The sequence below is a fragment of the Nocardia sp. NBC_01327 genome (assembly GCF_035958815.1).
Lineage (GTDB): Bacteria > Actinomycetota > Actinomycetes > Mycobacteriales > Mycobacteriaceae > Nocardia.
The window spans coordinates 2,647,821-2,674,501 of the sequence record NZ_CP108383.1; the positions used below are offsets into that span (position 1 = coordinate 2,647,821).

Here is a 26,681-nt window from a genome sequence, read left to right on the forward strand (position 1 = left end):
TGAATCATGATGCCTGCCTTCCTTTCCCCCGGCGTGGGTTCGCTGCCGTGTCCCCCGGCCGCACCCGCCGCCCACGCCTGGATGCCGTCCAGCCCCTGCGGCCCGGACTGCGTCGAAACCGCCCCTGAGGCCGGAAACCTCCTGGTCGCCGCCCGCGCCCTCGGCGTAGGTGCGGTGCTGGTGAGTTTTCCCGTCGCGCACCTGGCCACACCGCGTCGCTGGCGGACCGCCCTGCACAAGCGGTACGCCCGAACGCTGCTGCACTGCTGCGGAATTCGCCTGCGCATCGTCGACAATCGCGCCGGTGGCGCTGCCACCGGTGATTGCGCCGATTTGACCGGCGTACAGCAGAATTCGCTGTTCGCCGGACCTCGGTCCACGGGTTTGGGCACTGCGGAAGCGGCCGACGCCGAAGCGGCGCCACCAGTGGCCGGCGCTGAGATCGCGGTGCAGTCCGCGACAGCCCGTCAGGTGGAGTTCGCTACGCAGGCTGGGCCTGATTCGGCTGTGGCACAGGGTGATACCGCTGCGCCCGCGCCGCAGGGCCGCCTCATGGTGGCCGGGCATATCGGCTGGACCGATATCTTCGCACTGTCCGCCGTCGAGTCCATGGGTTTCGTGGCCCGTGCCGATATGGTCGATTGGCCGCTGGTCGGCGATATCGCGCGACTGGTGCGGGTGATCCCGATCGAGCGGGAGCGGCTGCGCGCCCTTCCCGGCGTTGTGAACCAGATTGCCGAGCGGCTGGCGGCAGGCGAGCGGGTCGGCCTCTTCCCGGAAGGCACCACCTGGTGCGGCCGTGCCCGTGGTCGCCTGCGCCCCGCGCTCTTCCAGGCCGCCATCGACACCGGCACCCCGGTGCAGCCGATCCGGCTGCGCTACCTGGACGCGCACGGCCAGGTGTCCACTGTCCCGGGTTTCGTGGGTGTGGACACCATGGGCGATTCGGTTCGCCGCGTGCTGCGTTCGCGCGGCATCGTCGCGGAGATCGTGCTGCAACCGCTCGAACTCCCCGGCACCGACCGCCGTGACCTGGCCCGCCGCTGTGAGCGTGCCATTCACGGTGACGCCGTGGACCGCGCCTTCGCCGGCATCGTCCGCCGCGCCGAAGAGGGCGCCGTCCTGCTGGATTCGGAGCGGCACCCCGAACTCCATACCCAGGTAAAGCTCCCCGCCCGCGTGTGAATTCACGTCGATAGCGCCGATCCGCCGTCTTCCCCCGGCGGGTCGGCGCTGTTGTTTTCCAGCAGCCGCTCTAGTCCGGCTGCTGAATCAGCTTCGCGTGCAAGGCTTTGAGGGTCCGCAGGGTGGCCTCCACATCCGCCTCCGGCAGATCCCCGAACCCGTCGACCTCGGACTGCTCGATCAGCGTCTTCGCCCGCGCGAGTAGGTCTTTGCCCGCCGCCGTGAGGGTCAGGGTGTGCTGGCGGCGGGACTGTTCGGAGACCTCCACCTGAATCCAGCCCGCCTGCCTGGCGATATCGATATGCCTGCTCACCGCGCTTTTGGCAATGCCGAGGCGGTCGGCGAGGAGCTGCTGGGAGGGCACGTTCGGCCCGGCTTCGAAGAGCCGCAGAAGTGTGAACTGCCGCAGGCTGATACCCAGCTCGGTGCGGAACATCGCCTCGCCGCGCTTATCGATCAGGGCCACGGTCTGGTGGATGTAGAAGCCGAATTCGCTGTACAGATCGGTCGGCTTCGGCATGCCCGCAGTGTATTCGATCGGCGTTCGAAAGTGAACTGTTCACATGTGAACGATTCTGCGCTACGCTTCTTTCCGGAGCTACTCCCAGGAAGGACTTTGAGATGAGCAATGAGATTCAGACCGCCGGCCGGGCGCGCAACGGTGCGGTATCGATCGCCTACGAGGTCTTCGGGCCCGCCACCGGTGAGCCGATGCTGCTGCTCATGGGCACCGGTATGCAGATGCTCGTGTGGAACGAGGACTTCTGCAATGACCTGGTGCGCGACGGGTTTCAGGTGATTCGCATGGACAACCGTGACGTCGGGCTGTCCACGCACCTTGCCGACGCGGGGGAGCCGGGAATGTTCGACATGATCCTGCGGCCGAAGGCGGCGGCGTCCTATTCACTCGCGGATATGGCCGCCGATGCGGTGGCGGTACTGGATGACATGAGCTGGGACGCAGCGCATATCGTGGGCGGCTCGCTCGGCGGCATGATCGCCCAGACGATGGCGATCGAATTCCCGCGGCGGGTGCGTTCCCTGACCTCCATCATGTCGTCGCCGTCGGCGCGCATCGGCCGTGCGACCATTCGCAACAGCATGCGGGTCGCGGGATTGCTTCAGCAGCCGGTGCATTCCGCGGCCGAGGCGGCTGATCAGATGATCGCGATGTACCGGATGATCGGCACCCCCGCGGAAAACTATCCGCTCGATATCGAATGGCTTCGGGAGGTCGGTGCGGAGAGTTTCCGGCGGGCCTACGATCCGGCGGGCAAACTGCGCCAGCAGGTCGCGCTGCTCGCGGCTCCGGATCGCACCAAAGCCCTTGGCGCAGTCCGTGTACCGACCCTCGTCATGCACGGCACCGCCGATGTGATGATCCGCCCGGAAGGCGGTCGTGCGACCGCGAACGCGGTGCCGGGCGCGAAGCTGGTACTGCTACCGGGCGTCGGGCACGGTGCGTTCCCGAGGGCGGTATGGCCGACGATGATCGACAATATCCGCGCCATCGCGCACTGATCGCCGCATTCCCAGCGTCGGGGGCGATGGCGGTCTATGCGGGTGGGCCTGCGATGCGGGACATGTAGGCGTTGAGCGTTTCGGCGATATGGTCCTCTGCGGCGAACCCGATGTATCCGTCCGGCCGTATGAGGAACGCGATGGTGTCGCCGGGGGTGACGTCGTAGGTGACCTGCAAGATATCGGCGGTCGCGGGCGAATCGAGTGCTACCGCGAGTATCCGGACGGCGATGTCCGAATGGTGTTGGTGTGCAATCGCATTGACTGCATCGGTGGCGTTGCTGCCGAATACGAGGCATGTCAGCTCTGGATCGCGCAGCAGGTCGAAAATCCGCTGCGCCGCACCGCTCTCGAGCTTCAATGGCCCATCCGGCGCGCGGTCGCCGGCTCGCACCTCGCCCGGTGTGGTCCGGTACTCCTCGCTGAGTCCGCGTTCTCGATAGTTGTTGCGCAGCTGGAAGATATCGGGTGTCTCGCCGTGCTCGTCGGCGGTGCTCAGACCCGCCATCAGCCGGGCCGCGATCGGTCGGCGCTCCTGCTCGTAACTGTCGAGCAGGCGGTCCGGTGCGCCCTCGAGCACTGCGGCCAGCTTCCAAGCCAGATTGTGTGAATCCTGAACCGCGGTATTGAGCCCCTGTCCACCGGCGGCCGGAACGGCGTGTGCGGCATCGCCGACGAGGAATACCCGCCCGTCACGGAATCGGCTCGCCAGCCGTTCATTGGTGCGGTGCAGCGTGATCCAGGGTGCGTCGGTGAAGCGCACAGTCGTGTTGCCGGAGCGCTCCTCGAACAGCCGCTGCAGGGTCGAAAGCATCAATTCCGTCGCTTCCTCGTCCGGTGCGAGGGGCGCGACGAATTGGAAGGTATCGGTGCCGGGCAGCGGGCAGATCGATACGCGCGCCGCCGGATCGTCCGGTTTCGACCAGTTGTGCCAGAACTCGCGATCCAGATCGGCGGTGCGCACGTCGGCGGTCAGGAAGCGTTCGTCCTCCCGGGTTATGCCGTCGAACGAGATGCCGAGCAGACCCCGGACGGTACTGGCCGCGCCGTCGGCGGCGATCACATAGGACGCCCGGATCTGTTCGGACGCACCGGATCGCCGGATGGTCGCCGTGACGCCGTCACCATCCTGGTCCACAGTGTCCAGCGCCGAACCGTATTCGACCTCGACGCCCTGTTCGGACAGCGCGCGTCGCAGTATGTCCTCGGTCCGCCACTGCGCGACCATCCACGTCTCGGGGTAGGGGATGGCAGTGGTCGCGACGGGGTCACCGGTGCCGAGAAGTTCGTAAATGGACTTCTCCCACGCCAATTCGCCGGACCGGTAACTGCGCCAGCGCGGAAACCGGCCGCCGGCGGCGAGTATCTCGTCGAGCACTCCGAGCTGCTCGAGCATCTCGAGTGTTCGTGGCTGCAGACCCTTCGCACGTGAAGCGGCGGACGGCCCTTCGGCTTGTTCGAGGAGCCGCACGCCGGCACCGCGCCGCGCCAATCCGAGCGCGGCGACAAGCCCCGCCGGTCCACCGCCCACGACAAGTACCGGAGTCTGCACCGGATCAGTCTTGTCGATGGGTGGCGGCGTCGCGGCCCGGGGTGCTAGTTGCAGCCGGCGAGCAGCTTGTCCATGGCGTCGTGCTCACCGGACGTGATCCATAGTCCGTACGCGGTTTTGACCGCGATCTGCCGCTCGACGTATACGCACCGATAGGCGTTATTGGGCGGCAGCCAGGTCGCCGCGTCGCCATCACCCTTCGCCTCATTGGTCGGCCCGTCGACGGCCTGCAGGTTCAGCGGGTCGTTGGCGAGATCCTGCCTGCGCTCCGCCGTGAGCTGCTGCGCCCCGGTCTGCCAGGCATCGCCGAGCGGAACCATATGATCGATCTGGACCACCGAACTCTTCGGCCCGCGTTGGAAGGCAATGGTTTTGCCCGTATAGACATCGTGCAGCGTGCCCGACTGAATGGTGCAGCCCGAGGCGGGGGAGACGTCGGTGAGATCGCGGCGCAGGATGTCGTCACGGGTATCGCAGCCGTTGTGCCCGCCCGGATCATTGTTGTTATCGGTCCAGGCCGGCCCGAATTGATCTCGGGTGTAACCGGTCATGGCCGCGCGGCCCTTGACCGGCAGTGCGGCCAATTGGGTGCGGGCCTGGGCGGCGCTCACCCCGGCCGGTGGCGCGATGGCCGGCTGACTCCCGGACGGTTGCGCGGCCGCCGGAGCCATCGGAGCCTTGGCCGGTGTGGATGCCTTGCAACCTGCCAGTCCGGGAATGATCAAAGCGCACAACCCGATTGCCACGAAAACCTTCATCAGATGATCCTTCGGTACAGCGCCGATCGTTCCGCCGTCAATGAAAGCAGATCGGCTGGACCGAAGTACCGGCAAGCGCCAAGCTGATCTCCTGACCAAGACTTATTGCGCGCCAACGGCATCCATATCAGATTGTGGCAAATCCTCCGCTAGCTACCGGACTTCGGTGTGAGAGCATCGACCACCAGGGTCAGGGCACGCCGGAAACTCTCGATATCGAGCTCCGGCTCCCACGACTGCTGCAGGATGAAACCCTGGATGATGGCCAGGATGATTCGGGTGAAGGCGTCGGCATCGACCTGATCGGGAACCGTCCCTGCCGCCTGCGCCGCGCGGACGAAGTCCAATGCCAGCGTGCGCTGGCCGATACCCTCGCTGATGGATTGCCGGAGTTGATCGTTGACCAGAGATTCGGCCCACACCTGCACGCCGACACGCCGCCGCTGCTGCTCCTCGGGATCGGCGAGCCATTCGAAATAGCTGTCCAGGAACGAGTGCAGGCTCGCCCGCGGGTCGGCGGTGCGGAGCGCTGTCTCGAGGATTTCGCGCTCGCGCCGATGCCGCTGCTCGGCAACGGCATTCACGATCGATTCCTTGCTGGGATACCAGCAGTACACCGCGCCCGGGCTCAAACCCGCTGTCCGGCAAATATCCTGCATGGTGGTCGCGTGCAGGCCGCGTGTCGCGAAGCATTCCATGGCCGCGTCGATGATCCGGCCGCGCCGCTCCTCGGCCGTGCGGGCGGTCAGGCGGGGCATGCGACTCGGGCGAGGGCCACTCGGTACAGCTCGGAGGCGCGGTCCGGCCGACCGGCCGTGCCGAAGTAGCGCCGTCCGGCCGCAGCGGTCGATTCCTCCCACAGCAGTTCGTAGCCGCGTCCGATCAGGAAGTCGCGCAATTGTTCCGGCCGCAGACCGAAGGTCCACGGCTCGCCGACCGTGGCCACACTGCGCATCCAGCGCGCGGCCTCCGGAAATTCGGTGCTGCCATCGATGACTCCGGCATGCACGAAGGTGAAGACCAGGCGGCTGCCGGGCGCGCTGAGACCGTGCACGATCTCCAGGGTGCGATCGACGGCCTCGGCGGTCAGATAGTTGGTGACGCCTTCCCAGAGGAACAGGGACTGCGCGTCCTCGGCGAATCCGGCTGCCCGGAGCGCGGTTTCGAGATCGTCCCGTTCGAAGTCGACCGCGACGAATCGGACATGGTCGACCGATCTGCCCGAGCGCCGGACGGCGGCGATCTTCTCCGCCTGAGTCTCGTGCCGGTCGATTTCGATCACCTTGACATCGCGCAGCCCGTCCAGTCGCCATGCGCGGCTGTCGAATCCCGCGCCGAGCACCACGAATTGCCGAATCCCGGCCTCGAGAGCCTCCGAGACGGCGTCGTCGATCAGCCGGGTGCGCGCTACGGCAGACGGCCGCGGCCCCGGAAAGGCCAGGTCGTACACGCGCGGCACGATCCGCCCCAGCACCGGTATGCGAGCCAGCGCCGCCACGCCGCGCAGGGGCCCGGACAGGAATGCCGTAGCGAGGGGATCGGTGAACAGTCGTGAATTCGCCGGCTGCGCGGTCTCCATGGCCCGCTGAAGTGCCATGGTCTGCGCGGTGAAGCTCGGTGCCATAAACAGAATATAGATTCTGTTTATGGCCTTCGCAAGAGTTCGCGCGACTCGAATGCGCGAACGACACCGCGACGTAAGTCCGATGCAAGCGGGTCCGCGAACGCTTGACCTATGGCACACAACGACATCCGCACCGGCGCTGCCTCTCTCGCCGGTATGGCAATGACCTTCGAGACCGGATCGGTGCGGTCGAGTGACGGCACGACCATCGGGTATCGGCGCATCGGCGTCGGTCCCGGGGTGGTCCTCGTGCACGGCGCGATGATGACCGGACGGCTCTTCGAACTGCTGGCCCGCATGCTGGCCGATCGCTTCACCGTGTACATCCCCGACCGCCGTGGTCGCGGTCTGAGTGGACCGTTCGGCCCGGACTACAGCATCCAGACGGAGATCGACGACCTCGCCGCCCTGCTTCGAGAGAGCAATGCGCACAATGTCTTCGGGCTCAGCTCCGGTGCGGTGATCGCATTGCACGCCGCGCGGCAGCTGCCGCAGATCACCAAACTCGCACTGTACGAGCCGCCGCTGGCCACCGACGGCGTCTCGCCGACCGCATGGTCGGGCCGCTACGAAAGCGATCTGGACGCAGGCCGGACCGCGTCGGCCTTCGTCTCGGTGCTCAAGGGAACCGGTGACCTCCGGGGCATGGCCCTACTTCCCCGAGTGATTCTGGTGCCGCTGATGGCACTGTTCCTGCGCCTGGACAAGGGCGATTCGGACCACGGCCCGCTCCGCGAACTCATCCCGACGGTCCGATACGACATCGAAGTGGTGCGCGGCGCCGAGCCCGATCTGTCCGTGTTCTCCACACTGCGGTGCGACACCCTGCTGCTCGGTGGCAGCCGGAGTGTCGGATATCTGGGTGTGGCGTTGCGGAAGCTTGCGGCAATACTGCCGAATGCCCGATCCGTCACGCTGAACGGCGTCGGCCACACCGCGACCTTCAATGATGAAAAACCCCAGCTCGCGGCCGCCGAACTGCGTGAGTTCTTCTGAGCGGTCGCGGTATTCATAGAAGGTCCGCATGAAACCCTTCGGTCCGGGGGTGTAGCGGACTAGCCTGTCCACGTAGATGTGTGGCCGGTCGATCGAAGTGGTGATGGGATGGAAAAAGTTATGCCACTGGATCTGCCGCACACTTCGCGCATCTATGACTACTTCCTCGGGGGCAAGGACAACTACGAGGCCGACCGCAAGGCTGCGGAGGAGATTCTGCAGGCGTGGCCGGATATTCGGACCGCGGCGCGGGTGAATCGGCAGTTCATGCAGCGCAGTACGCGGTTCCTGGCCGAGGCGGGGATTCGGCAGTTCCTCGATATCGGGACCGGGATTCCGACCGAGCCGAATCTGCATCAGATCGCGCAGCGGGCCGCTCCGGATGCGCGGGTGGTGTACGTGGACAACGATCCGGTGGTGCTGGCCCACGCGCGGGCGTTGATGCCCGGCGGAACCTCGGGGGCGACAACCTACATCCAGGGGGATGTGACCGATCCGCTGTCCATTCTCGCGGCATTGTCCGGGGTGCTGGATCTGTCCGAGCCGATCGGTTTGAGCATGATCGCGCTGCTGCATTTCGTCGAGGCGAGCATCCCGCTGATCGTGTCGACGTTCCTGGACGCGCTGGCGCCGGGTTCGTTCCTGGTGATCTGCACGATTACCGCCGATTTCGCGCCGGAGCAGGTGGTCGCTGCCCAGGATGTGTATCGCGTGCGTAAGTTGCCGGCGCAGGTGCGGACCCGTGACGAGGTCACCGGGTGGTTCTCCGGCCTGGACCTGGTCGAGCCGGGTGTGGTGCCGCCGCATCGATGGGGTCTGGTGGAGACGACCGAGATCTCCCCGGCCTTCGATGCCAAGGTGTCCTGCTACTGCGGTGTGGGCCGCAAACCCTGATCGGGCGCGGCGCGCGGACCGAGGGAATAACCGACAGCCATCGGCCTGTTGCCGAAACCGTGCGCAGAATCGTTGGGAAATCGTAGACCGCCCGGGGATACCCCAAGGAAGCGCAGGTCAACGATGGGATAGGCTTTGTCGGTCATGAAGTCGGTTTTCCCGGGTCCGGTCGGTGCCCAGACGGTCTACCTCGATCACGCGGCCACAACACCCATGTTCCCGGTCGCTGTCGAGGCAATGAGTGCTGTCCTGGGGTCGGCGGGCAATGCGTCCTCGCTGCACGCCTCCGGGCGCGCCGCGCGGCGGCTGCTCGAGGAGGCTCGGGAGTCGATCGCGGCGGGGCTGGGAGCGCGGCCGTCCGAGGTGATCTTCACCTCCGGCGGGACCGAGAGCGACAATCTCGCCGTCAAGGGCATCTACTGGGCGCGCCGTGACGCCGATCCGAAGCGCACCCGGATTCTGGTCAGCTCGGTCGAGCATCATGCGGTGCTCGATGCGGTCGAGTGGCTGGAGCAGCACGAGGGCGCGCAGATCACCTGGCTGGATCCGGATGCCGAAGGCGTCGTTTCGCCCCGCACCCTGCGCGATGCCCTGGCCGCACATGCCGGTGACACCGCGCTGGTGAGCGTCATGTGGGCCAATAACGAGGTCGGCGCCATTCAGCCCATTGCCGAATTGGCCGCGGTGGCACAGGAATTCGATGTGCCCATGCACAGCGATGCGGTACAGGCGGGCGCGCAACTGCCCATCGCCTTCGGCCGGAGTGGTTTGGCGGCAGCGAGTTTCGCGGGCCACAAGGTCGGCGGGCCGCACGGTGTCGGTGTTCTGCTGCTGGGCCGTCAGGTGCCCGCGGTGCCCATGCTGCACGGCGGCGGGCACGAGCGGGATCTGCGCTCCGGTACCTCGGATGTGCCCGGTGCGGCCGGTCTGGCCGCCGCCATCCGCGAGACCGTCGCCGGAATGTCTACGCGCACACTCGAATTGAACAGACTGCGGGATCGTCTCATCGACGGCGTGTACGCCGAGGTGCCGGAGGCGATTCTCAACGGGCCCACCGGCGACCGCCGGCTGCCCGGCAATGTCCACTTCACGTTCCCCGGCTGTGAGGGCGATTCGCTGCTCATGCTGCTCGATGCCGCCGGGATCGAATGCTCGACCGGATCGGCCTGCAATGCCGGTGTCGCCGGACCCAGCCATGTGCTGCTCGCCATGGGTGTGGATCCGGGACTGGCACGCGGGTCGCTGCGATTCACCCTGGGACACAACTCGACCGACGCCGATGTCGACGCCCTGCTGGCAGTGCTGCCGCAGGTTGTCGAGCGGGCGAAGGCGGCCGGAATGGCCGGCGCGAAAGGAGGCTTCTAGATGCGAGTACTTGCCGCGATGAGTGGTGGTGTGGATTCCGCGGTAGCGGCCGCGCGCGCCGTTGCCGCCGGACACGATGTGGTCGGGGTGCACCTGGCGCTGTCCGCGTCACCGGGCACGCTGCGCACCGGATCGCGCGGTTGCTGCTCCAAGGAGGACGCCGGTGATGCCCGGCGCGCCGCGGACGTGCTCGGAATCCCCTTCTACGTCTGGGATTTCGCCGACCGCTTCAAGGAAGACGTGATCGACGATTTCGTCGCCGCGTACGCCGCCGGGGAAACCCCCAATCCGTGCCTGCGCTGCAACGAGAAGATCAAGTTCTCGGCGCTCGCTGATCGCGCGGTGGCACTGGGCTTCGACGCGGTGGCCACCGGCCACTACGCGCGCCTCGAGGACGGCGTGCTGCGCCGTGCGGTGGACGCCGACAAAGACCAGTCCTATGTGCTCGCGGTGCTCACCGCCGAGCAGCTCTCGCGCGCCATGTTCCCGATCGGCGACACCCCCAAGCCGCAGATTCGCGAGGAGGCCGCCGAGCGCGGCCTGGCCGTCGCGGACAAGCCGGACAGTCACGACATCTGCTTCATTCCCTCCGGTGACACCCAGGCGTTCCTGGGCGCCAAGATCGGTATCCGCCCGGGTGCGCTGCGCGATGCCGACGGCACCAAGCTCGGCGATCACAAGGGCGTGCACGAGTTCACCATCGGCCAGCGCAAGGGCCTGGGCCTGCCCGGCCCGGCGGCCGACGGCAAGCCCCGCTACGTCACCGGCATCGACCCCGACTCGGGCGATGTGCACGTGGGCTCCGCCAAGGACCTCGAGGTGTGGACGGTCCTGGCCGCCCGCGCCATCTGGACCTCCGGCGAGACCCCCGACGGCCCGATCGAATGCGTGGCCCAGGTCCGCGCCCACGGCGGCACCGCCCCCGCGGTCGCCGAGGCCGTCGGCGACGGCCTGATCGTCCGCCTCCGCGAACCCCTCACCGGCGTGGCCCGCGGCCAGGCGGTAGTCCTCTACCGCCCGGACACCGACGGCGACGAGGTCCTCGGCAGCGGCACCATCTCCGGCACCGAGCGCGAACCCCACTCCTACGCAACCGAACTGGTCGCGGACACCGCGCAGTGACACTGGTGGGGTCGTCCCTCGCTCCGCCATGGTCGGTGGCAGTCGAGCGGCCGGTGTAGCGTCCGGCGTGCCGTGATGTCATCGAATGTCGTGGGTGGTGCGGAGCGGTTGTGTGAGTGCTGGATCTGGATGGCCGAGTGATGCGGAGTGGCGCGGATGAGTGACATCGAGACCGGTGGCGGAGTTTTGCGCGGCGGGATCGCGACCGGGGTCGGGTCGTGGCCCGGGACCGAGTCGCGGGAGGCTGCGGCGACCGTGGTGGGGGAGCTGGGGGAGCTGCCGCATCTGGTGGAATTGCCGGGGCGCGGGGTGGGTGCGGACATGATCGGGCGGGTGTCGGCGCTGCTGGTCGATATGCGGTTCGACAGCACCACGCGCGGGTATCGGCTGGCTGTGCGGCCGGGCGCGGTGGCGCGGCGGGCACGCGATTTCCTGCACGCCGATCTCGACGCGCTCGAAGAGGCTTGGGAGACAGCCGGTCTCATGGGGTCCGGGCGGCCGATCAAGGTTCAGGTCACCGGGCCGCTGACGCTCGCCGCCGAGGTGGAATTGCCGCTCGGGCACCGGGTGATCACCGATTCCGGTGCGCTGCGCGATCTTTCGGAATCGCTGGCCGAGGGGTTGGCCACCCATGTCGCCGAGGTCGGTAAGCGACTGTCCACAGATGTGCTGGTGCAGTTGGACGAACCGCTGCTGACCGATGTGCTGGAGGGCTCGCTGAGCGGTGTCAGCATGCTCAATACCGTGCGCGCCATGCCGGAGCCGGAGGCGCTGCACGTCCTCGATACGGTGATCGGCGCGCAGTCGGGGCCGGTGCTGGTGCACAGTTGCGCCGCCAAGCCCCCGCTCGGATTCCTGCGCCGGAGTGGCGCTGCCGCAGTCGGTTTCGATATCTCCACCATCCATACGGCCGATCTCGATCGCATCGGCGAATTGCTGGACGACGGCAGGTATCTGGTCCTCGGGCTGGTGCCGACCACCGCTCCGGACAAGCCCGTCACCTGGCGTGAGATCGCCGAACCCGGTGTGCGGCTGATCGATCGGCTGGGCTTCCGGCGTCGCCTGCTGGCCGAGCAGATTCTGGTCTCCCCGGCCTGCGGGCTGGCGGGCGCACCGCTGTCCTGGGCGCGGCAGGCGCTGAGCCTCGCGGCCGAGACAGCGCGCGTCTACGCGGACGAGCCGGAGTCGATCAACTTCGAATAATCCGGTGCGGCACCGGTATTCACATATCGGCGAGAATGCCCGAGGCGATGCGCGCGGCGGCGGCATTGCACTGCTCGTCGGTGAGTTCGAGGTCGCTCATCATGGTGATGCTCCAGCTGATGGCCAGCAGTGCCTGGCGGGCGTGGAAGACGGCCAGCGCCGCATCGTCCGGCGCTGCCATCAGATCGGCCAGCACCCGGAACTGGTAGCGCAGGCCGACCCCGAACCCGAGTTGGCGGAAGGCGGGCTGGTTTTCGTGCCAGAACCGCATCATGTCCTTGCCCAGGCTGTGCAGCAGCGTGCCGTAGCGGGTGAGGATCTCCTGCGCCCGCTCCCGGCCGGGCGGTGTGGCCTCGGCCCAGGTGACGATGTCGTCGATGCCGCTGCGCAGATCGTCGGAGAGGCTTGCGACAATGTCTTCCTTGGTCCGGAAGTGGTAGTACAGCGCGGCTTTCGTGACGCCGAGCTGTTCGGCGATCTCGCGCAGTGAGGTCTTCTCGTAGCCGTGCTCGCCGAAAAGCTCCATGGCCACGGCGCGAATGCGCTCCCGCGTATCGCTGCGACGCCCGTCCATGGGTCCCTCCGGTCGTATTCGGGTTCCGGTTGCTTGACGACCGGCAAGGGAGCAGCCTAGCGTCGTCGGCAGGCCCGGATAACTAGTCGGGCGGCAAGTTAATTGTACGGGGAGATTTGATATGACCGAGGCAGGGCAAGTACCCGTTGCCGGTGTGGCCATGACGGCGATCGGGGTCGCCGTCATCCGGGCCAGGGAGTCGCAGCGACCGGATCGGCTCTATGACGATCCTTTCGCACAGCTTTTCGTCGACGCCGCGAAACCGTTCTTCGGACAGCGCTGGGATCGGCTGCTGCCACTGGTCGACATGTTCTTCGACGCACGCACCATCGGGGTGCGGCTGGTCGACGATCATGTCGAAGATGCTGTCCGCCAGGGTAATCGGCAGGTTATCATCATAGGCGCCGGGCTCGATACCCGCGCGTTCCGCATGGACCTGCCCGCGGACACCCGCTTCTTCGAGCTCGACCTCCCGGTCACCTTCGACTTCAAGGAGCCGGTGCTGGATCGCGCCGGGGTGACCCCGCGCTACGAAAGGCATGTACTGCCGGTCGATCTGCGCGAGGAGTGGGCCGAACCGCTACTGGCACAGGGCTTCCGGCCGGAGGAGCCGACGCACTGGGTGGACGAGGGCGTGCTCGGCTATCTGACCCGCCCGGATGCACAGCGGGTGGTCGAGAAGATCACCGAATTGTCCGCGCCGGGAAGCCGATTCGGTGTCGCGAAGTTCGCGGTGGACGCGGATACCGGGCCGTACCCGGAACTGCGCCGGCTCGTCTCGGGTGATGATGCCGCTCCCGGCGAGCTGGGTGGTCTTGGCTCCGATATCGGGGACTGGCTGATCGCCAACGGCTGGGACACCGAATTCCGCACCTGGGACGATATGGTCGCCGGATACGGCCGTCCCGCCGGAGATGCTGCTGGTGACCCCACCAACGGCACCATCTTGGCCGTCCGCCGCTGACCGACTCGCGCTGCGCCCGAGCCTGCGCGCCGCGCACGGGGTTGCGCCGGGCGGGCTGGACGCTTGCGCGGGCGCGCGAGCTTGCCTGGGCGCGAATACGTGCGCAGCGAAGCGGTCAGTTGCGCTGATCGCGCTGACGGGAGCCGAAGTAGGGGCGTGCGCCGGGGTGGGCGAGTTGCCAGCGGTCGGGCTTCCCCGAGGGGTAGGCGACGGGAATCTGGTCGCCGATGGATGGCCACTGGTTCACATCCCAGGCGAAACGGCTGTACACCTCGTGCGCGACCACCGACGGCCCGGAGATGCTGCCGCTGAGTGTCACGTACTGCTCGCCGGTGGCGTCCGGGCGCGGACTGACCCCGGTCACGTAGAGCATGCCGGATTCCGGAGCGACCATCTGACCGCCGCCGCCCCGGCCGCGCCGGAAGGCCATGATGGTCGCCACCAGCGCGCCGCCGATCAATATGATGAACGTGAGCTGCATGAGCATGACCCCATGCTAGGCGGACCGGCCGAACATTGGGTCAATGTGGTTGCTGACCAGTTGCTCGGCGGCCCGCCGTAAGGGGTAATCCGGTTCAGCCCGCGGTGATCGCCGCGATGGCCCCGGCCGGTAGCGATGTGGTGGTGCCTGCCGGCAGGGCGGGGCGATCGGCGGGGGTGAGCTCCGAGGTGCCCTTCATGGTCCGCCGCACTCCCCAGACGATGGTGCGCTTGGACTGCGAGCGCCCGTTGCCGCGATCGATCAGCATGCGATTGGCGGTGGTGAAGACCAATTGCGCACCGTGAGTGTTGGTTTCGGGGTTCTGGAAGAGCTGGATGAGGCTGTCTGCCGTCTCGGGGGCGAGATGCTCGTCGATATCGTCGACCATGAGGACGCCGCCGGCGTCGAGCGCGTCCAGCATGGGCGGCAGCAGCCGCAGCATGGCCAGGGTGGCGCTGGACTCGTCGGTGATATCGAAGGCGGTATCGATGCCTTCGTGCGCCAGGCCGAGGCCGACGCCCCGCCGCGCGACCATGCGGGAGTAGAGGGCATCACGCGCACCGAACAGATTCGACAGCTCACGCTGCAGCAGGGTGATAGTGATGCCGTGCTCGAGGAACAGCTCCTCCGCATAACTGGAGGAGGTCGTGCAGGACTCGATTTCCTTTGTGGTGCTGGCAATATCGGTATCGAGGTCGTGCAGATAGTCGGCGTACATGGGATCGTCGCTGGGCAGCAGCAGATCGGTGATACCCAGATCGGCCGAGCGCAGCACCGTCAGCAGGCGTACCGCATGCTCGGTGGAGCGGGAGATGTGGCTGCCCACCCGCTGCGCGATATCGGCCGGATCCGGTTGTCCGCACTGCACTTCCAGCAGTGACTGGAACCAGCGGTAGGCGGGTACCAGGGGTTCGGCGTACAACTGCCCGGACAGGCTGAGCAGCAGGGCATTCGGGCGCACCAGCGGCACCACCGCGCCGAGTCCGTAACGAGCGGCCTCGAACATGGGCCCGATGCGAATATCCTCGCCCGCGCGCTCGAACACGATGCGCTTGCGATTATGCGGGTACGAATGCAGCCATTCGGCGCTCACATCGGCATTGTCGAGCCGGAACCCGTAGGTGTACGGGCACCCCTCGGCGACGAAATGCGCCACGAAGGTCGAAGGGCGGTCCGCGAATCCGAGGTGCGGGGTGCGCACCGGTCCGGAGAAGGGGTCCCAGCCGGTGACCGAGTTCAGCACCGCGTCACGCATGCGGTCCAGGGCGCCGACAAGACTGGATTTGCCCGAGGCGGCGGCGCCGTACACCGCGGTGACCGGAGCGGCGACAGGACCATTGCCGCGGGTGAGCCGCAACTCCTGCGGCTCGGCGAGGGATCGGTGGTTCGCCACCTGAAAACTGCGCAACACCCTGGTCATCCTGCCGGTCGGCGCGCGTTAAAGCCATCCGCCCGTATCGGACACGTGTCGCGCGAACCGTTTTCATCGACACGGCAGTTGACGTGAGCATTGACAGGCAACCGTGAGGCTGCCTATTCTTGCCATGCAACCATTAGGTTGCATATCGCGAGAACGTGGATAGAGGTGCAGGTGGACGAGGTATTCAAGGCACTGGCCGACCCCAGTCGCCGCCGCCTGCTCGACAGCCTGAACGAGCGCACCGGCCAGACCCTGCGGGAGTTGTGCACCGGCCTGGAAATGTCCCGGCAGGCGGTCAGCAAGCATCTGGCCGTCCTGGAGGCGGCCAACCTGGTCACCACCCTGTGGCGCGGCCGCGAAAAGCTGCACTATCTCAATGCCGAACCCGTCAACGCCATCGCCGAGCGCTGGATCAACCGATACGACCGCGGCCGGGTACACGCCCTCGCCGACCTCAAAACCGCATTGGAGAGCGCCACCATGAGTGAGGAATTCGTCTACACCACCTACATCAGGACCACGCCGGAGAAGCTCTGGCAGGCCCTGACCGACCCAGCCTTCACCAAGCGCTACTGGGGCGCCACCTTCGAAACCGATTGGCAGCCCGGCTCACCCATGATCTGGGAGCAGTCCGGCTGGATCGGCAAGGACCCGGAACAGGTGATCGTCACCGCCGACCCCTACCGCACCCTGTCCTACACCTGGCACACCGTAGACCAGGCCTTCGCAGACCAGTTCGGCTTCAGCCCAGAGGATTTCGCCCAACTCGCCGGCGAGCCCCGATCCACCGTGACCTTCGACCTCGTCCCCCTCCGAGACATGGTCAAACTCACCGTCGTACACAACGGCTTCGGCCCCGAAAGCCTCATGCTCTCCGGCATCCGCGAAGGCTGGCCCGCCATCCTCGCCAACCTCAAAACCCTACTCGAAACCGGGGAAACCTTGCCCGAACCAGAGACGACGTCCTAGCTGGAACCAGCAGCGCGGTCGTCCATGCCAGCGTTCCCCCTCTTCCCTCTTCTCTCTCTTCGTGTTTCGTACTTAGTTCTTTGTTCTTGAGAACGGGACCACAGCCGGTCGACCCCGCTGGTACCGCAGGTATCTCTCCCCACTGCGGGAGGTAAATCGGGTACGTCTCTCGACGTGCCCAGCACGGCCATCTCGGGCTTTGCCCGCACCCCCTGCTGACCAACCCCGCCCGGGAGGCAAGGAACCCAGGTGCACCGACCGTTTCGGCATAGAAACCGTCGGTGCACCTGGGTTGCGTGCGGCGAGAGGCGGTGGTGGGTTCCTGGGTGCGGGCAGGGCCCGAGATGGCTGTGCTGGTGGCGTCGGGTGGGGTACCCGATTTACCTCCCGCAGTACGGAGGTACCTGCGGTACCGGCTCGGTCGACCGGCTGTGGTCCGGTTTCAAAGACAAATACGAAAAGACGAAGACCCGAAAAGTGAGGAGCCGGAAGGAATTCGGACAGTGAGGGTTTGGTCTGTCAGGCTGCCTGGTTCTGTTCGGACCATTCGGACTCTACCTCGTTGGGTGTGCGGTAGCCAATCGCTGAGTGCAGCCGAATCTGGTTGTACCGCAACTCGATATAACGAGTGATGTCTTCCTCGGCAGCTGCCCTGGTCCGATAGTGCGTCCGATAGACACGTTCATTCTTCAAGGTCCCGTTGAATGATTCAGCCCAGGCGTTGTCGTAGCAGACCCCGGTCCGCCCCACCGACCGGAGAATGTTCAATTCCTTCGCGACACCGGCGAACTCCGCGGACAGATATTGAGTACCGCGGTCGGAATGGAATACCGTGACCCCTGGCACGAAAGCAACTGTGCGGCAGGCCATTCGCAACGCGTCTGTGACGAGTTCGGCACGCATGTGTTCGGCCATCGCGTAGCCGACTACCTTCTTGGAAAAACAATCCAGCACAGTCGCGAGATAGAGCCAGCCCTCCGCAGTGCGAACGTAGGTGATGTCGCCGACCAGCTTGAGGCCGGGCCGGTCGGCGGTGAAGTCACGCCGTACCAGGTCCAGCAACACGCCTGCGTCGCCGGCAAGGGTCGTGACCGGCCGGAACGGGCGCGGCTGGCAGGCCACCAAACCCAGCTCACGCATGATCGACCGCACCGTCTCCGGATCGGCGATGGTGCCCCACCGGGCGAGCTGAGCGTGGACGCGACGATACCCATACGTGCCGTCGGAATGTTCGAACGCGAATTGAACTTCAGCAGAAAGGATCTCGCGCCGAACAGTAGTCACCGAGACCGATCTGCTCTTCCAATCATAATAGCCGGACCTGGATACTTTCGACCACCTGCACATCCTTGAGACCGGGTAGTTTCCTTCTTCGGATTCGATGAACGCGTACTTCGCGGTCACCGGAACCTCTTCGCGAAGAAGGCCGCCGATTTTCCCAGGAACTCGTTCTCCGCCTCCAACTCTCGCACCCGGCGCTCGAGTTCGGCCAACCGCGCCTTATCAGGTATCGACAACTCCGGCTCCACGACCACATGGGTTTGCCGATAGTTCTTCACCCAGTAGTTCAAGGTCTGCTCGATCAACCCCAACTCGCGCGCAACCTCGGCCACCGTCCGTGACCGCTCGACCACTTCTCTGGCCGCCGCCTCACGAAACTCCGGCGAATACCGCGTATTCCTCCGTGCCACAACAACTCCGTTCGGTGAACCCCGACTCTACTTCGGGGCCACTGTCCGAGAACCTTCCAGCACCTCAAAGATGCCTGGATCACAGGGATCGAAGACCAAGAACCCGAAAGAGCAAGACAGGCAACGGCTTGTAGCACCGTCAGGACCAGCCTGACGGTGTCTACAAGGGGGTGGCCCGCTTATTCGCGGACGGGGGTGGTTTTGCGGGCATCGAGCCAGGCTTGCCGCCGCGCCCGTTGTGCCCGTTCGCGGGTGCGGATCTGGTTCAGGGCACCGGCCATCAGCTCACCGGTGTGGTGCAGGTGATTGACCTGCGGGGTGCCGGTGGGGTCGATATGGGTGGGGGCGATCCACCCGGTCCGGCCCGGAAAGGGTGTGTCTTCGCCCATGACAATGGTTTTCCAGCCGCCGGGGCCGTCGTGGATCATGGCGTGGCACCCATCGCACGCCAAGGTCAGGTTGTCGATATCGGTCGGGCCGCCTTCGGCCCACCCGGTGACATGATGGGCGGCGGACACCGACGCGGGGGCACTGCAGCCGGGGCGGGTGCAGCCCTTGTCGGAGGCGATCAACGCCAGTCGTTGTGCGGGACTGGCCAACCGGTCCCGACCCCGGCCGAGGTAGAGCGGAAGCCCGGCCTTGTTCAGTACTGCGAGCAACGGGCGGGTTCCGGCGGCCAGTTCCAGGGCTTGCGCGATGGTCAGGGTGCCCCCGGTGGCGGTGGTCGCGATCCCGGCACCCCGCTCCACATCTTCCAGGCGCATGGTGATGATCGCTTCGACGGGCAGTCCGCGGTGGGAGCCGAGCTTGGGGCGGTCGAGCTGAAACCGCAGCACCGCCAGCAACGCATCATGGTTGCGTTGCGCGGCCGAGCGGGTATCACGCTCGGCAGCAGCCTTGAGTTTCGTTCGGTCGAGGGTGCGGTCGGCGACCTTCGGGCTATCCGGATCAGCGGGGTTGCACATGCCGGGGCGGGCGAACTTGGCCAGCAACGGTTCCAGGACTTCCCGCAGCGGTTCGGTGATCTCCCCGATCAGCGGTGACATGGCGTCGGCACGCTTGCGGCCCAGAGTCAACCCGCGCATGCGGTCGCGGTCCTTGTCCTGGGTCAAGGTGCCATCCGGATCGATGTGGGCCAGGATGATCTCCCCGAGGTCGATCAGTTTGTCGGGGCTGCCGGTACGCGCGTAGGTGGTCAAAACATCCTGGGCGAGGTCTTTCTGGCCGGGGTCGGCGGCGCAGGGGATGCGCTTGAGGACCTGCGTGATCCGGCGTACATGGTCGACCGAGATCGCCCCGGCCCGTTGGGCTTCGGCGACATACGCCAGTTCCGGTTCCAGGTCCCCGCCGAGGGCGGGTTGCGGGCTGAGCTGTTTGGCGGCGTTGACTCTCGAGGCGGCGTCGGCGTGGGACAGGCGGAGAGTTTGTTCGAGGAATTTGATCGGGGAGGTTGATCCGGCGCGGGCGGCCAGGGAGCGGGTGCAGGTTTCGGTGACGAAGCGGTGTTTGACGGCTTCGAGTTTGCGCATGCTGGTCTCGACCTCGCCCATGAGCGTGATGAATTGTTCGTCGCACAGTGGGGTGAGGGAGGTGTTGAGGAGGTATTCCACGGCGGTATCGAGTGCGTGTGCACTCGATACGATTGTGGTTTCTGCCCCCGGATTCATGCTTCTATTCTACCGTCGGGGAACGGCCCCGGAAAGGCGAATTGTGTTGTGATATAAGGATATTCAGACTGGCGGACCGTCCAGCATCTTTCTCAAGCTTGTTCTTTGTCGTTTCCTCCTTCTTGTCCAGGCGTCCTTTTCTTTGTCCCTTTGTCGCCTATTTCCAAGACCGCAGTGTGCGAAAATTCCTACAGTCGAGGAACCAACCAATGGGAGAATCCAATGACTGGATACGTAGCCACTGCAGAAACCGACATCGCCGCCGCTCCTAAGCAGGTATGGGCTGTCTTGACCGACCCCGAGCACATCCGCGAGTTCATGTTCGGGGCTGAGGTGAGCACTGACTGGCAGGTGAACAGCCCCATTACTTGGAAGGGCGTCTACGAGGGCCGCCCGTATGAGGACAAGGGTGAGTTGCTCGCGGTCGAGCCGGATCGGCTTCTGAAGATGACCCACTACAGCCCGCTCAGTGGCCAGCCGGATGTCCCGGCGAACTATCACACGCTTACCTATGAGCTGACCGGCAATGGTGAGACGACGCACCTGTCGCTGAGTCAGGACAACAATGCCAGCGAGGCAGAGGCCGAGCATTCCCGTGGCATGTGGGAGATGCTCGTGGCCGGTGTCAAGGAAGCCGCTGAACGCGGCTAAACCGCTGCGAGATCAGCGAATTCGTCGATGAGCGGGCTGTGGCGGACGCTGTCCCAGGCCAGGTTCACTTCGCCGGGGGACAGGTCCGCGACTGCGATGTAGGTGATGTCGGGGCGGGTGTAGAAGGTGGCCACCGAGAGCGGCAGGAAGGCGATGCCTCGGCCTACCGCGACATGTTCGAGCTTCTCTTCGACACTGTAGAATACCGGGACGGGGCGGCTTTGTGCACGCGGATCTGTTGCGGCAGCACGCCATTCGGGGAACATGTCCGGATCCTGCAGTAGGTGATCGTCGGCCAGGTCGGACAGCACGACGGATTCCTTGCCTGCCAGGGGGTGATCCGTGGACACCAGGACGACTCGGGGCTCGGTGTAGAGCGGACGGGTGCGCAGGCCCTCCGGATCGATCGGGGGGCGGACGAAGCTGATGTCGACGCGGCCGTCGCGGACGACGGCGGTCTGGTCGTCCCAGGTTGTGCGCACCAGTTCGACAGTGAGCTCGGGGTGGCGGGCGGCCATGGCGCGTACGGGAGCGGACACGATGAGGCCGGGCATGAAGCCGATCGTGAAGGTATCGGTACCGTGGGCGGCGCGAACGGCCCTGCGGTGCAACGCTTGTGCGCCTTCCAGCAGTGGCCGGGCATCGATCAGCAATTGCTCGCCCGCGGCGGTGAGCGCGGTGCCGCGGCGGTCCCGTTCGAACAGCCGCACCCCGAGCTCGTCCTCCAGCGCGCGAATCTGCCGGGACAGCACCGGCTGGGCGATGTAGAGCTGTTCGGCTGCCCGGCCGAAATGCATGTGCTCGGCCACGGCGACGAAGTATCGCAGCTTGCGGAGATCGAGATCGGTCATGATGCCCTCAGGGTATTACAGGGGACGGTTTAGGTCTTGGACGAGTGTGACCTGCGGAAGCGACAGTAGGAGAGCAGTTTCCGACAGCACGAAAGGCTCTCCAATGTCCCTCGCAGGCCAGCATGTAGTAGTTCTCGGCGGCACCTCCGGCATCGGTTTCGCGGTCGCGGCATCCGCCGCGGAGCGGGGCGCGAAGGTCACCGTGGTTTCCAGCAGCCGTGCCAATATCGATCGAACCCTGGCCGAATTGCCCTCGGGCAGTAGCGGTTACGTCGCCGATCTGACCGACGGCAATCGGGTGCGTGCGCTGTTCGAGGAGATCGGCGCGCTCGATCATCTGGTGTACACCGCCGGTGAGGCGCTGCTGCTGTCGCCGCTCGCCGATCTGGATCTCGCCGAGGCGCGAAAGTTCTTCGAGCTCCGCTACTTCGGCGTGCTGGCGGCGGTCCAGGCGGCGGTGCCGCAGCTGCGGCCGGACGGTTCGATCACGCTGACCACCGGTACCGCCGGCCCGCGTCCGGTGCCGGGTTCCACGGTCACCTCCAGCCTGTGCGGTGCGGTGGAGACGCTGGCCCGTGCGCTCGCCGTCGAGCTCGCGCCGATCCGGGTCAATGCCGTCATGCCGGGCGTTGTCCGGTCCCCGCTCTGGGCGTTCCCCGAGGAGGTGCGCGAGCAGTTCTACGCCGACACCGCCGCGAATACTCCGCTGCAAAGGATTGCCGAGGTCGAGGACATCGCGCAGGCGTACCTGTTCTTCCTCACGCAGCCGCATGCGACCGGCACCGTGCTGACGCTGGACGGCGGGGCCGTGCTCGCCTGATCAACGCACCAATCCATACGCGTGCGAGGGCGTGATCCGGACGACCACGCGGCGGTCGGCGACCATGGCCCGGCGGTAATCGTCCCAATCGGGATGCTCGCCGGTGAGTGTGCGGTAGTAGGCCACCAACTCCTCTACCGTCGCATCGTCCGGGTCGGCCGCCACCGGCGAGACCTCGGCCGTGCCCTCGAGCACCGCATAGGACCAGAAGTCGTCACTGCTCACATGCAGCGCAGCCCAGGGCTCGCGGAGCAGATTGAAGTATTTGGCCCGATCGGCCGTGATCGAGATGCGAATGACCCCGTCGTCGCCGGTCCAGTGCAGCACATTGGAGAGCTGCGGGCGACCGTCCTTGCGGAGGGTGGTGAGCACCGACTTGCTGTGCGAGCGCGCGAATTCGACCGCTGTAGCGATGTCCATGACCGGTCCAACCCGCGCTGCGGCGGTGGTGTTCCCCGGGCGCGGGACTGGGCGGAGCGATACCGCGATGATCGCCGCGCAACCCGCGCGACGTGCGGGAATGTCGCGCGAAGGTGTCGGCCGGACCCGCTAATGTGCCTGTTGTGAGCGAATCGGGTATCGAAATCACCCCGGCGAGTGGGGACGAGCGCACCCCTGCGAGCGGGGACGAACGGGTCGAGTGGCAGCAGCTGGCCGAGCTCGTGCGCGATCACCAGTTCCGGTACTACGTGCGGGACGCGGCGATCATCACCGATGGCGAGTTCGATGAGCTGTTCCAGCGGCTGGTCGCGCTGGAGGAGGCGCATCCGGACCTACGCACGCCCGATTCACCGACCCAGGTCGTCGGTGGTGGCTTCACCACCGAATTCGCGCCGGTCGATCACCTCGAGCGGATGTACTCGCTCGACAATGTGTTCAACGAGGAGGAGATGCGGGTCTGGATCAGCCGCGTCGAAACCGAGACGGGGGCGGATACGCACTTCGTGTGCGAGGTCAAGATCGACGGTGTCGCGCTCAATCTCGTCTACGAGGACGGGAAACTGGTGCGCGGCGCCACCCGCGGCGACGGCCGCACAGGCGAGAACGTCACCCTCAATGCCCGCACCATCGACGATATCCCGCACGAGCTGATCGGCACCGACGAGTTCCCGGTGCCGAAGCTGCTCGAGGTGCGCGGTGAGGCGTATATGACGCTGGCCGATTTCGAGGCGCTCAATGCCTCGATCGTCGCGGAAGGTAAAGCGCCGTACGCGAATCCGCGCAATACCGCGGCCGGATCGCTGCGGCAGAAGGATCCCGCGGTCACCGCGCGGCGGCGGCTGCACATGATCTGCCACGGCTTCGGCCGGACCGAAGGCTTCAGCGCCGCATCGCAATACGAGGCCTACCGCGCGCTGGCCGCCTGGGGGCTGCCGGTCTCCGCGCACACCGTGCGGGTGCAGGGCGTGCAGGCGGTGCTCGATCGTGTCGCCTACTGGGGCGAGCACCGCCACGATATCGAGCACGAGATCGACGGCCAGGTGGTCAAGGTCGACGATTTCGCCCTGCAGCGCCGGCTGGGCGCCACCTCACGGGCCCCGCGCTGGGCCATCGCCTACAAATATCCGCCCGAGGAAGCCACCACCAAGCTGCTCGATATCCAGGTGAATGTCGGTCGCACCGGCCGGGTTACGCCGTTCGCTGTCATGGCGCCGGTCAGTATCGCGGGCTCCACCGTCGCCATGGCCACCCTGCACAATGCGTCCGAGGTGAAGCGCAAGGGCGTGCTCATCGGTGACACCGTCACCATCCGCAAGGCCGGTGACGTCATTCCCGAGGTGCTCGGTCCCGTGGTGGACGCCCGCACCGGCGCGGAACGCGAGTTCGTCATGCCGACGCACTGCCCGGAGTGCGGCACCGAACTGGCGCCGGCCAAGGAGGGCGACGCCGATATTCGCTGCCCCAATCAGCAGTACTGCCCGGCGCAGTTGCGGGAGCGGGTCTTTCACGTCGCGGGGCGCGGCGCGTTCGATATCGAAGCGCTCGGCTACGAGGCGGCCATCCATCTGCTCAAGTCCGGCGCCATCAGCGATGAGGGCGAACTGTTCGCCCTCGACGAGGACACGCTGCTCACCACCACACTTTTCACGAACAAGGACGGCACCCTCTCCGCCAATGGTAAACGCCTGCTGCAGAATCTGGACGCCGCCAAGGATCGCCCGCTCTGGCGGGTGCTGGTGGGATTGTCCATCCGGCACGTAGGCCCCACGGCCGCACGGGCTTTGGCGACTGCGTTCGGCAGCATGGACCGGATAAGGGAAGCCTCCGATGAGGAACTGGCCGCCGTCGACGGCGTCGGCCCAACCATTGCCGCCGCACTGCAGGAATGGTTCACCGTGCCCTGGCATATCGATATCGTCGATCGGTGGGCCGCGGCCGGAGTACGCATGGAGGACGAGCGGGACGAATCCATCGAGCGCAATCTCGAGGGTCTCTCGATCGTGGTAACCGGCTCGCTGCAAAGGTTTACCCGGGACGGCGCCAAGGAGGCCATCCTCATCCGGGGCGGCAAGGCCGCCGGATCGGTCTCCAAGAAGACGGCCTTCGTGGTCATCGGCGAGTCTCCCGGTTCCAAGGCGGAGAAGGCCGAGGAACTCGGTGTCCCGATCCTGGACGAGGACGCCTTCGAGCGGCTGCTGGAGGGCGGGCCGGACGCCGTCTCCTGACGGAGTACGGGCCGGTGCGGACGCCGGACGTCCGCACCGGCCCGTGGGGGAGGACCACCGATTGTGCTGGGGGACCGTTGCTGAGGATGGAGTTGTGGTGATGAGTGATGTGCGGATTCGGGATGCCGAGCCCGGCGATTACGCGGCGATCGGCGCATTGACGGTCGACGTGTACGTGGGTGAGGGCTATGTGATGCCCGAAAGCCCCTATGTGGCAGAGCTTGCCGATACCCTTACCCGCGCCGAGGCGGCCGAGATTCTGGTGGCCGTGCAGGACGATACGGTCATCGGCTCGCTGACCATGGCGCGGCCGGGGACGCCGTTCGCCGACATCGCCCGGCCGGGTGAGCTGGAGTTCCGCATGCTGGCCACGGCCAAGCAGGCCCGCGGGTCCGGCGTCGGTACGGCACTGGTGCGCTATGTCATCGAGGCCGCGCGCACCGAAGGCTGTGCGGCCGTGGTGCTCACCACCATGCCCGATATGGTCGACGCCCGGCGCATGTACGAGCGCCTGGGCTTCACCCCAGTGCCCGAACGCGGCTGGAAGACCATGGCTGGCCTGCCGCTGACCGTCATGCGGCTGCCGCTCAGCTGACACGTGGCCGCGCCGGACCGACCGCGCTCGGATCTACGCGGACGCGTCAGCTCACATCAAACTGCCGTCGTAGCACAGGCTTCCGGTGCGCCAGGTGGGGTCCGGCCGCGCGGAATCGAACTTCCACTGGGAGATCGGTGCGGCGGCCTTCCACATCATCGTGCCGTCGCCCGCCCGGACGACCTGGTACACGTCGTCGGTGCCGGGGATGAGCTGATTGGTGACGCAGTAGTCGTTGTAACTGGTGCCGGGTTGCCGTGCGCCCGTGCTGAATTGACCGGCGGGGGCGGTGACGGCCCCCGGATTGCGTACGGTGCTGGCCTTGCCGGTGGAGCCCTCATGGAACCAGTGCGGCGCATCCTGATCGGTGCCGCAGCGGTAGGCGCCGCCGCCCGCGATCACCGTCGCACCGGGCTGATAGGTGGCCCCGGACCACAGGCAGGCCGCGCCTGGGCGTGTCTTACGCTCGTCGGCTTCCGCGAACCCCGCCCCGAAAGTTATTCCGGCAGTGGTCAATACGGCCACAGCCACCGGTGTGAACGCGCCGCGGCGCAGGTTGCGGGTGGTCCGGGTATCGGTCGTGGTAGTCATTCAGCACCAACTCGCTTGCGGGCGGCAGACGGCCCAGCCGGCGCCGTCCGGATTATCGATCGCGTTCCACGTGCTATTGGTATTGCCGCCGCCGTTGCCGGTGCTCGGAGGCGTCTGCGGCGACGAGCCCAGCTCGCGCCGATTCTGCCAATGTTCGTTCTGCCGTTGCGGATTCGCATCGGTGTGGTGATAGCCGAGCGGATCGCCGTGATGGGCGCCGGAGGTATCACGCTGGGAGTTGGCGCCGCCCGGCGACTCGCCGCGCGAATAGGGTTCCGCCGCAGCGGTTCCCGCCGCGATGGTGGCGGCAGCGGTGGCGCCGACCAGTTGCGCCACTGTGACGGATATCCGCCGGGCACGCGATTTCGGTGTCGATCGGTAATTGAGCAAGGCGACTCTGCCTCTCTGTTCGCAGGTGCGCCGCGCGATCGGCGGCTTTTCTACGTAGCTACATAGTAGATGACCTACTGAGCTGAATAGTAGATAAAACCTGAGAATATGACGCGGAGCAGGCGCGACGG

At 66.2% G+C, this 26,681-nt stretch carries 27 protein-coding genes; 13 read left to right on the forward strand and 14 right to left on the reverse strand.

From position 1 onward, the window contains the following. Positions 1-9 precede the first annotated feature (9 nt). The gene (locus OG326_RS11620; protein WP_327144639.1) at positions 10-1,185 is read left to right on the forward strand and encodes a lysophospholipid acyltransferase family protein; all 1,176 of its coding nucleotides are present in this window, start codon (positions 10-12) and stop codon (positions 1,183-1,185) included. A gap of 70 nt (positions 1,186-1,255) precedes the next feature. Here OG326_RS11620 and OG326_RS11625 read toward each other — a convergent pair whose 3' ends face one another. Further along, positions 1,256-1,705, reverse strand: coding sequence for a MarR family winged helix-turn-helix transcriptional regulator (locus OG326_RS11625; protein ID WP_327144640.1), 450 nt, complete (start codon positions 1,703-1,705; stop codon positions 1,256-1,258). A 101-nt stretch (positions 1,706-1,806) separates the two neighbouring features. Here OG326_RS11625 and OG326_RS11630 point away from each other — a divergent pair, with 101 nt between their 5' ends. Further along, on the forward strand, positions 1,807-2,706 hold the full coding sequence (locus OG326_RS11630) for an alpha/beta fold hydrolase (protein WP_327144641.1): 900 nt from the start codon (positions 1,807-1,809) through the stop codon (positions 2,704-2,706). A gap of 34 nt (positions 2,707-2,740) precedes the next feature. Here the strand turns inward: OG326_RS11630 and OG326_RS11635 are convergent, their stop codons facing one another. The 4 genes from OG326_RS11635 to OG326_RS11650 all read right to left on the reverse strand — a co-directional run bounded on the left by OG326_RS11635 (position 2,741) and on the right by OG326_RS11650 (position 6,640). Next, complete coding sequence (locus OG326_RS11635; protein ID WP_327144642.1) at positions 2,741-4,258, reverse strand: FAD-dependent monooxygenase; 1,518 nt, start codon at positions 4,256-4,258, stop codon at positions 2,741-2,743. Between the two features lie 44 nt (positions 4,259-4,302). Next, entirely contained in the window at positions 4,303-5,016 is a 714-nt protein-coding gene (locus OG326_RS11640) for an HNH endonuclease family protein (RefSeq protein WP_327144643.1), read from the reverse strand. A 149-nt stretch (positions 5,017-5,165) separates the two neighbouring features. Continuing rightward, positions 5,166-5,774 carry a TetR/AcrR family transcriptional regulator gene (locus tag OG326_RS11645; RefSeq protein WP_327144644.1) on the reverse strand — a complete coding sequence of 203 codons (609 nt, stop codon included), beginning with the start codon at positions 5,772-5,774 and terminating at the stop codon, positions 5,166-5,168. Beyond that, entirely contained in the window at positions 5,762-6,640 is an 879-nt protein-coding gene (locus OG326_RS11650) for a class I SAM-dependent methyltransferase (RefSeq protein WP_327144645.1), read from the reverse strand. Before OG326_RS11650 ends, OG326_RS11645 begins: the two co-directional genes overlap by 13 nt. Before the next feature lie 111 nt (positions 6,641-6,751). Between OG326_RS11650 and OG326_RS11655 the strand changes: the two genes are divergently transcribed. The 5 genes from OG326_RS11655 (at position 6,752) to OG326_RS11675 (ending at position 12,220) form a co-directional block, all read left to right on the forward strand. Then, on the forward strand, positions 6,752-7,636 hold the full coding sequence (locus tag OG326_RS11655; RefSeq protein WP_327144646.1) for an alpha/beta fold hydrolase: 885 nt from the start codon (positions 6,752-6,754) through the stop codon (positions 7,634-7,636). A 120-nt stretch (positions 7,637-7,756) separates the two neighbouring features. Next, positions 7,757-8,530, forward strand: a complete 774-nt coding sequence (locus tag OG326_RS11660) for an SAM-dependent methyltransferase (protein ID WP_327144647.1) — start codon at positions 7,757-7,759, stop codon at positions 8,528-8,530. 144 nt (positions 8,531-8,674) lie between these two features. Further along, the gene (locus OG326_RS11665) at positions 8,675-9,895 is read left to right on the forward strand and encodes a cysteine desulfurase family protein (RefSeq protein ID WP_327144648.1); all 1,221 of its coding nucleotides are present in this window, start codon (positions 8,675-8,677) and stop codon (positions 9,893-9,895) included. After that, entirely contained in the window at positions 9,896-11,017 is a 1,122-nt protein-coding gene (gene mnmA / locus OG326_RS11670) for a tRNA 2-thiouridine(34) synthase MnmA (protein ID WP_327144649.1), read from the forward strand. It abuts the gene before it with no gap. A 156-nt stretch (positions 11,018-11,173) separates the two neighbouring features. Continuing rightward, entirely contained in the window at positions 11,174-12,220 is a 1,047-nt protein-coding gene (locus OG326_RS11675) for a methionine synthase (protein ID WP_327144650.1), read from the forward strand. Between the two features lie 19 nt (positions 12,221-12,239). On the opposite strand, the gene OG326_RS11680 is transcribed toward OG326_RS11675, so the two are convergent. After that, on the reverse strand, positions 12,240-12,794 hold the full coding sequence (locus OG326_RS11680) for a TetR/AcrR family transcriptional regulator (protein WP_327144651.1): 555 nt from the start codon (positions 12,792-12,794) through the stop codon (positions 12,240-12,242). A gap of 121 nt (positions 12,795-12,915) precedes the next feature. Between OG326_RS11680 and OG326_RS11685 the strand changes: the two genes are divergently transcribed. Then, positions 12,916-13,758 carry an SAM-dependent methyltransferase gene (locus tag OG326_RS11685; RefSeq protein WP_327144652.1) on the forward strand — a complete coding sequence of 281 codons (843 nt, stop codon included), beginning with the start codon at positions 12,916-12,918 and terminating at the stop codon, positions 13,756-13,758. A 115-nt stretch (positions 13,759-13,873) separates the two neighbouring features. Here the strand turns inward: OG326_RS11685 and OG326_RS11690 are convergent, their stop codons facing one another. Continuing rightward, the gene (locus tag OG326_RS11690) at positions 13,874-14,245 is read right to left on the reverse strand and encodes a hypothetical protein (protein WP_442790946.1); all 372 of its coding nucleotides are present in this window, start codon (positions 14,243-14,245) and stop codon (positions 13,874-13,876) included. Between the two features lie 88 nt (positions 14,246-14,333). Next, positions 14,334-15,659, reverse strand: a complete 1,326-nt coding sequence (locus tag OG326_RS11695; protein ID WP_327144653.1) for an AAA family ATPase — start codon at positions 15,657-15,659, stop codon at positions 14,334-14,336. Between the two features lie 171 nt (positions 15,660-15,830). Here OG326_RS11695 and OG326_RS11700 point away from each other — a divergent pair, with 171 nt between their 5' ends. Further along, complete coding sequence (locus OG326_RS11700; protein ID WP_327144654.1) at positions 15,831-16,628, forward strand: ArsR/SmtB family transcription factor; 798 nt, start codon at positions 15,831-15,833, stop codon at positions 16,626-16,628. 519 nt (positions 16,629-17,147) lie between these two features. Here OG326_RS11700 and OG326_RS11705 read toward each other — a convergent pair. Together OG326_RS11705 and OG326_RS11710 are read right to left on the reverse strand one after the other, a co-directional pair. Further along, positions 17,148-18,319, reverse strand: a protein-coding gene (locus OG326_RS11705; RefSeq protein WP_442790947.1) for an IS3 family transposase whose coding sequence is annotated in 2 segments (ribosomal slippage) — positions 17,148-18,067 and positions 18,067-18,319 — 1,173 coding nt in all. Because the reading frame shifts where the segments join, the coding sequence is not laid out codon by codon here. Between the two features lie 179 nt (positions 18,320-18,498). Continuing rightward, positions 18,499-19,986, reverse strand: a complete 1,488-nt coding sequence (locus tag OG326_RS11710) for an HNH endonuclease signature motif containing protein (protein ID WP_327144656.1) — start codon at positions 19,984-19,986, stop codon at positions 18,499-18,501. A gap of 222 nt (positions 19,987-20,208) precedes the next feature. Here OG326_RS11710 and OG326_RS11715 point away from each other — a divergent pair, with 222 nt between their 5' ends. Beyond that, positions 20,209-20,637 (forward strand): SRPBCC domain-containing protein, encoded by a 429-nt coding sequence (locus tag OG326_RS11715; RefSeq protein ID WP_327144658.1) that lies wholly within the window; start codon positions 20,209-20,211, stop codon positions 20,635-20,637. Here OG326_RS11715 and OG326_RS11720 read toward each other — a convergent pair. Next, positions 20,634-21,488: a LysR family transcriptional regulator gene (locus OG326_RS11720; protein WP_327144659.1), complete on the reverse strand. Its 855-nt coding sequence runs from the start codon at positions 21,486-21,488 to the stop codon at positions 20,634-20,636. The genes OG326_RS11715 and OG326_RS11720 overlap by 4 nt on opposite strands. A gap of 103 nt (positions 21,489-21,591) precedes the next feature. Here OG326_RS11720 and OG326_RS11725 point away from each other — a divergent pair, with 103 nt between their 5' ends. Continuing rightward, positions 21,592-22,308 carry an SDR family oxidoreductase gene (locus tag OG326_RS11725; RefSeq protein WP_327144660.1) on the forward strand — a complete coding sequence of 239 codons (717 nt, stop codon included), beginning with the start codon at positions 21,592-21,594 and terminating at the stop codon, positions 22,306-22,308. Here OG326_RS11725 and OG326_RS11730 read toward each other — a convergent pair whose 3' ends face one another. Further along, positions 22,309-22,728, reverse strand: a complete 420-nt coding sequence (locus tag OG326_RS11730) for a PPOX class F420-dependent oxidoreductase (RefSeq protein ID WP_327144661.1) — start codon at positions 22,726-22,728, stop codon at positions 22,309-22,311. It abuts the gene before it with no gap. 164 nt (positions 22,729-22,892) lie between these two features. Between OG326_RS11730 and ligA the strand changes: the two genes are divergently transcribed. Beyond that, positions 22,893-24,974 carry an NAD-dependent DNA ligase LigA gene (gene ligA, locus OG326_RS11735; RefSeq protein WP_442791024.1) on the forward strand — a complete coding sequence of 694 codons (2,082 nt, stop codon included), beginning with the start codon at positions 22,893-22,895 and terminating at the stop codon, positions 24,972-24,974. A gap of 100 nt (positions 24,975-25,074) precedes the next feature. Next, entirely contained in the window at positions 25,075-25,569 is a 495-nt protein-coding gene (locus OG326_RS11740; protein ID WP_327144663.1) for a GNAT family N-acetyltransferase, read from the forward strand. 51 nt (positions 25,570-25,620) lie between these two features. Here the strand turns inward: OG326_RS11740 and OG326_RS11745 are convergent, their stop codons facing one another. Both OG326_RS11745 and OG326_RS11750 read right to left on the reverse strand, forming a co-directional pair. Further along, entirely contained in the window at positions 25,621-26,160 is a 540-nt protein-coding gene (locus OG326_RS11745; protein WP_327144664.1) for a hypothetical protein, read from the reverse strand. Then, positions 26,161-26,496 carry a hypothetical protein gene (locus OG326_RS11750; protein ID WP_327144665.1) on the reverse strand — a complete coding sequence of 112 codons (336 nt, stop codon included), beginning with the start codon at positions 26,494-26,496 and terminating at the stop codon, positions 26,161-26,163. Positions 26,497-26,681: the final 185 nt, after the last annotated feature.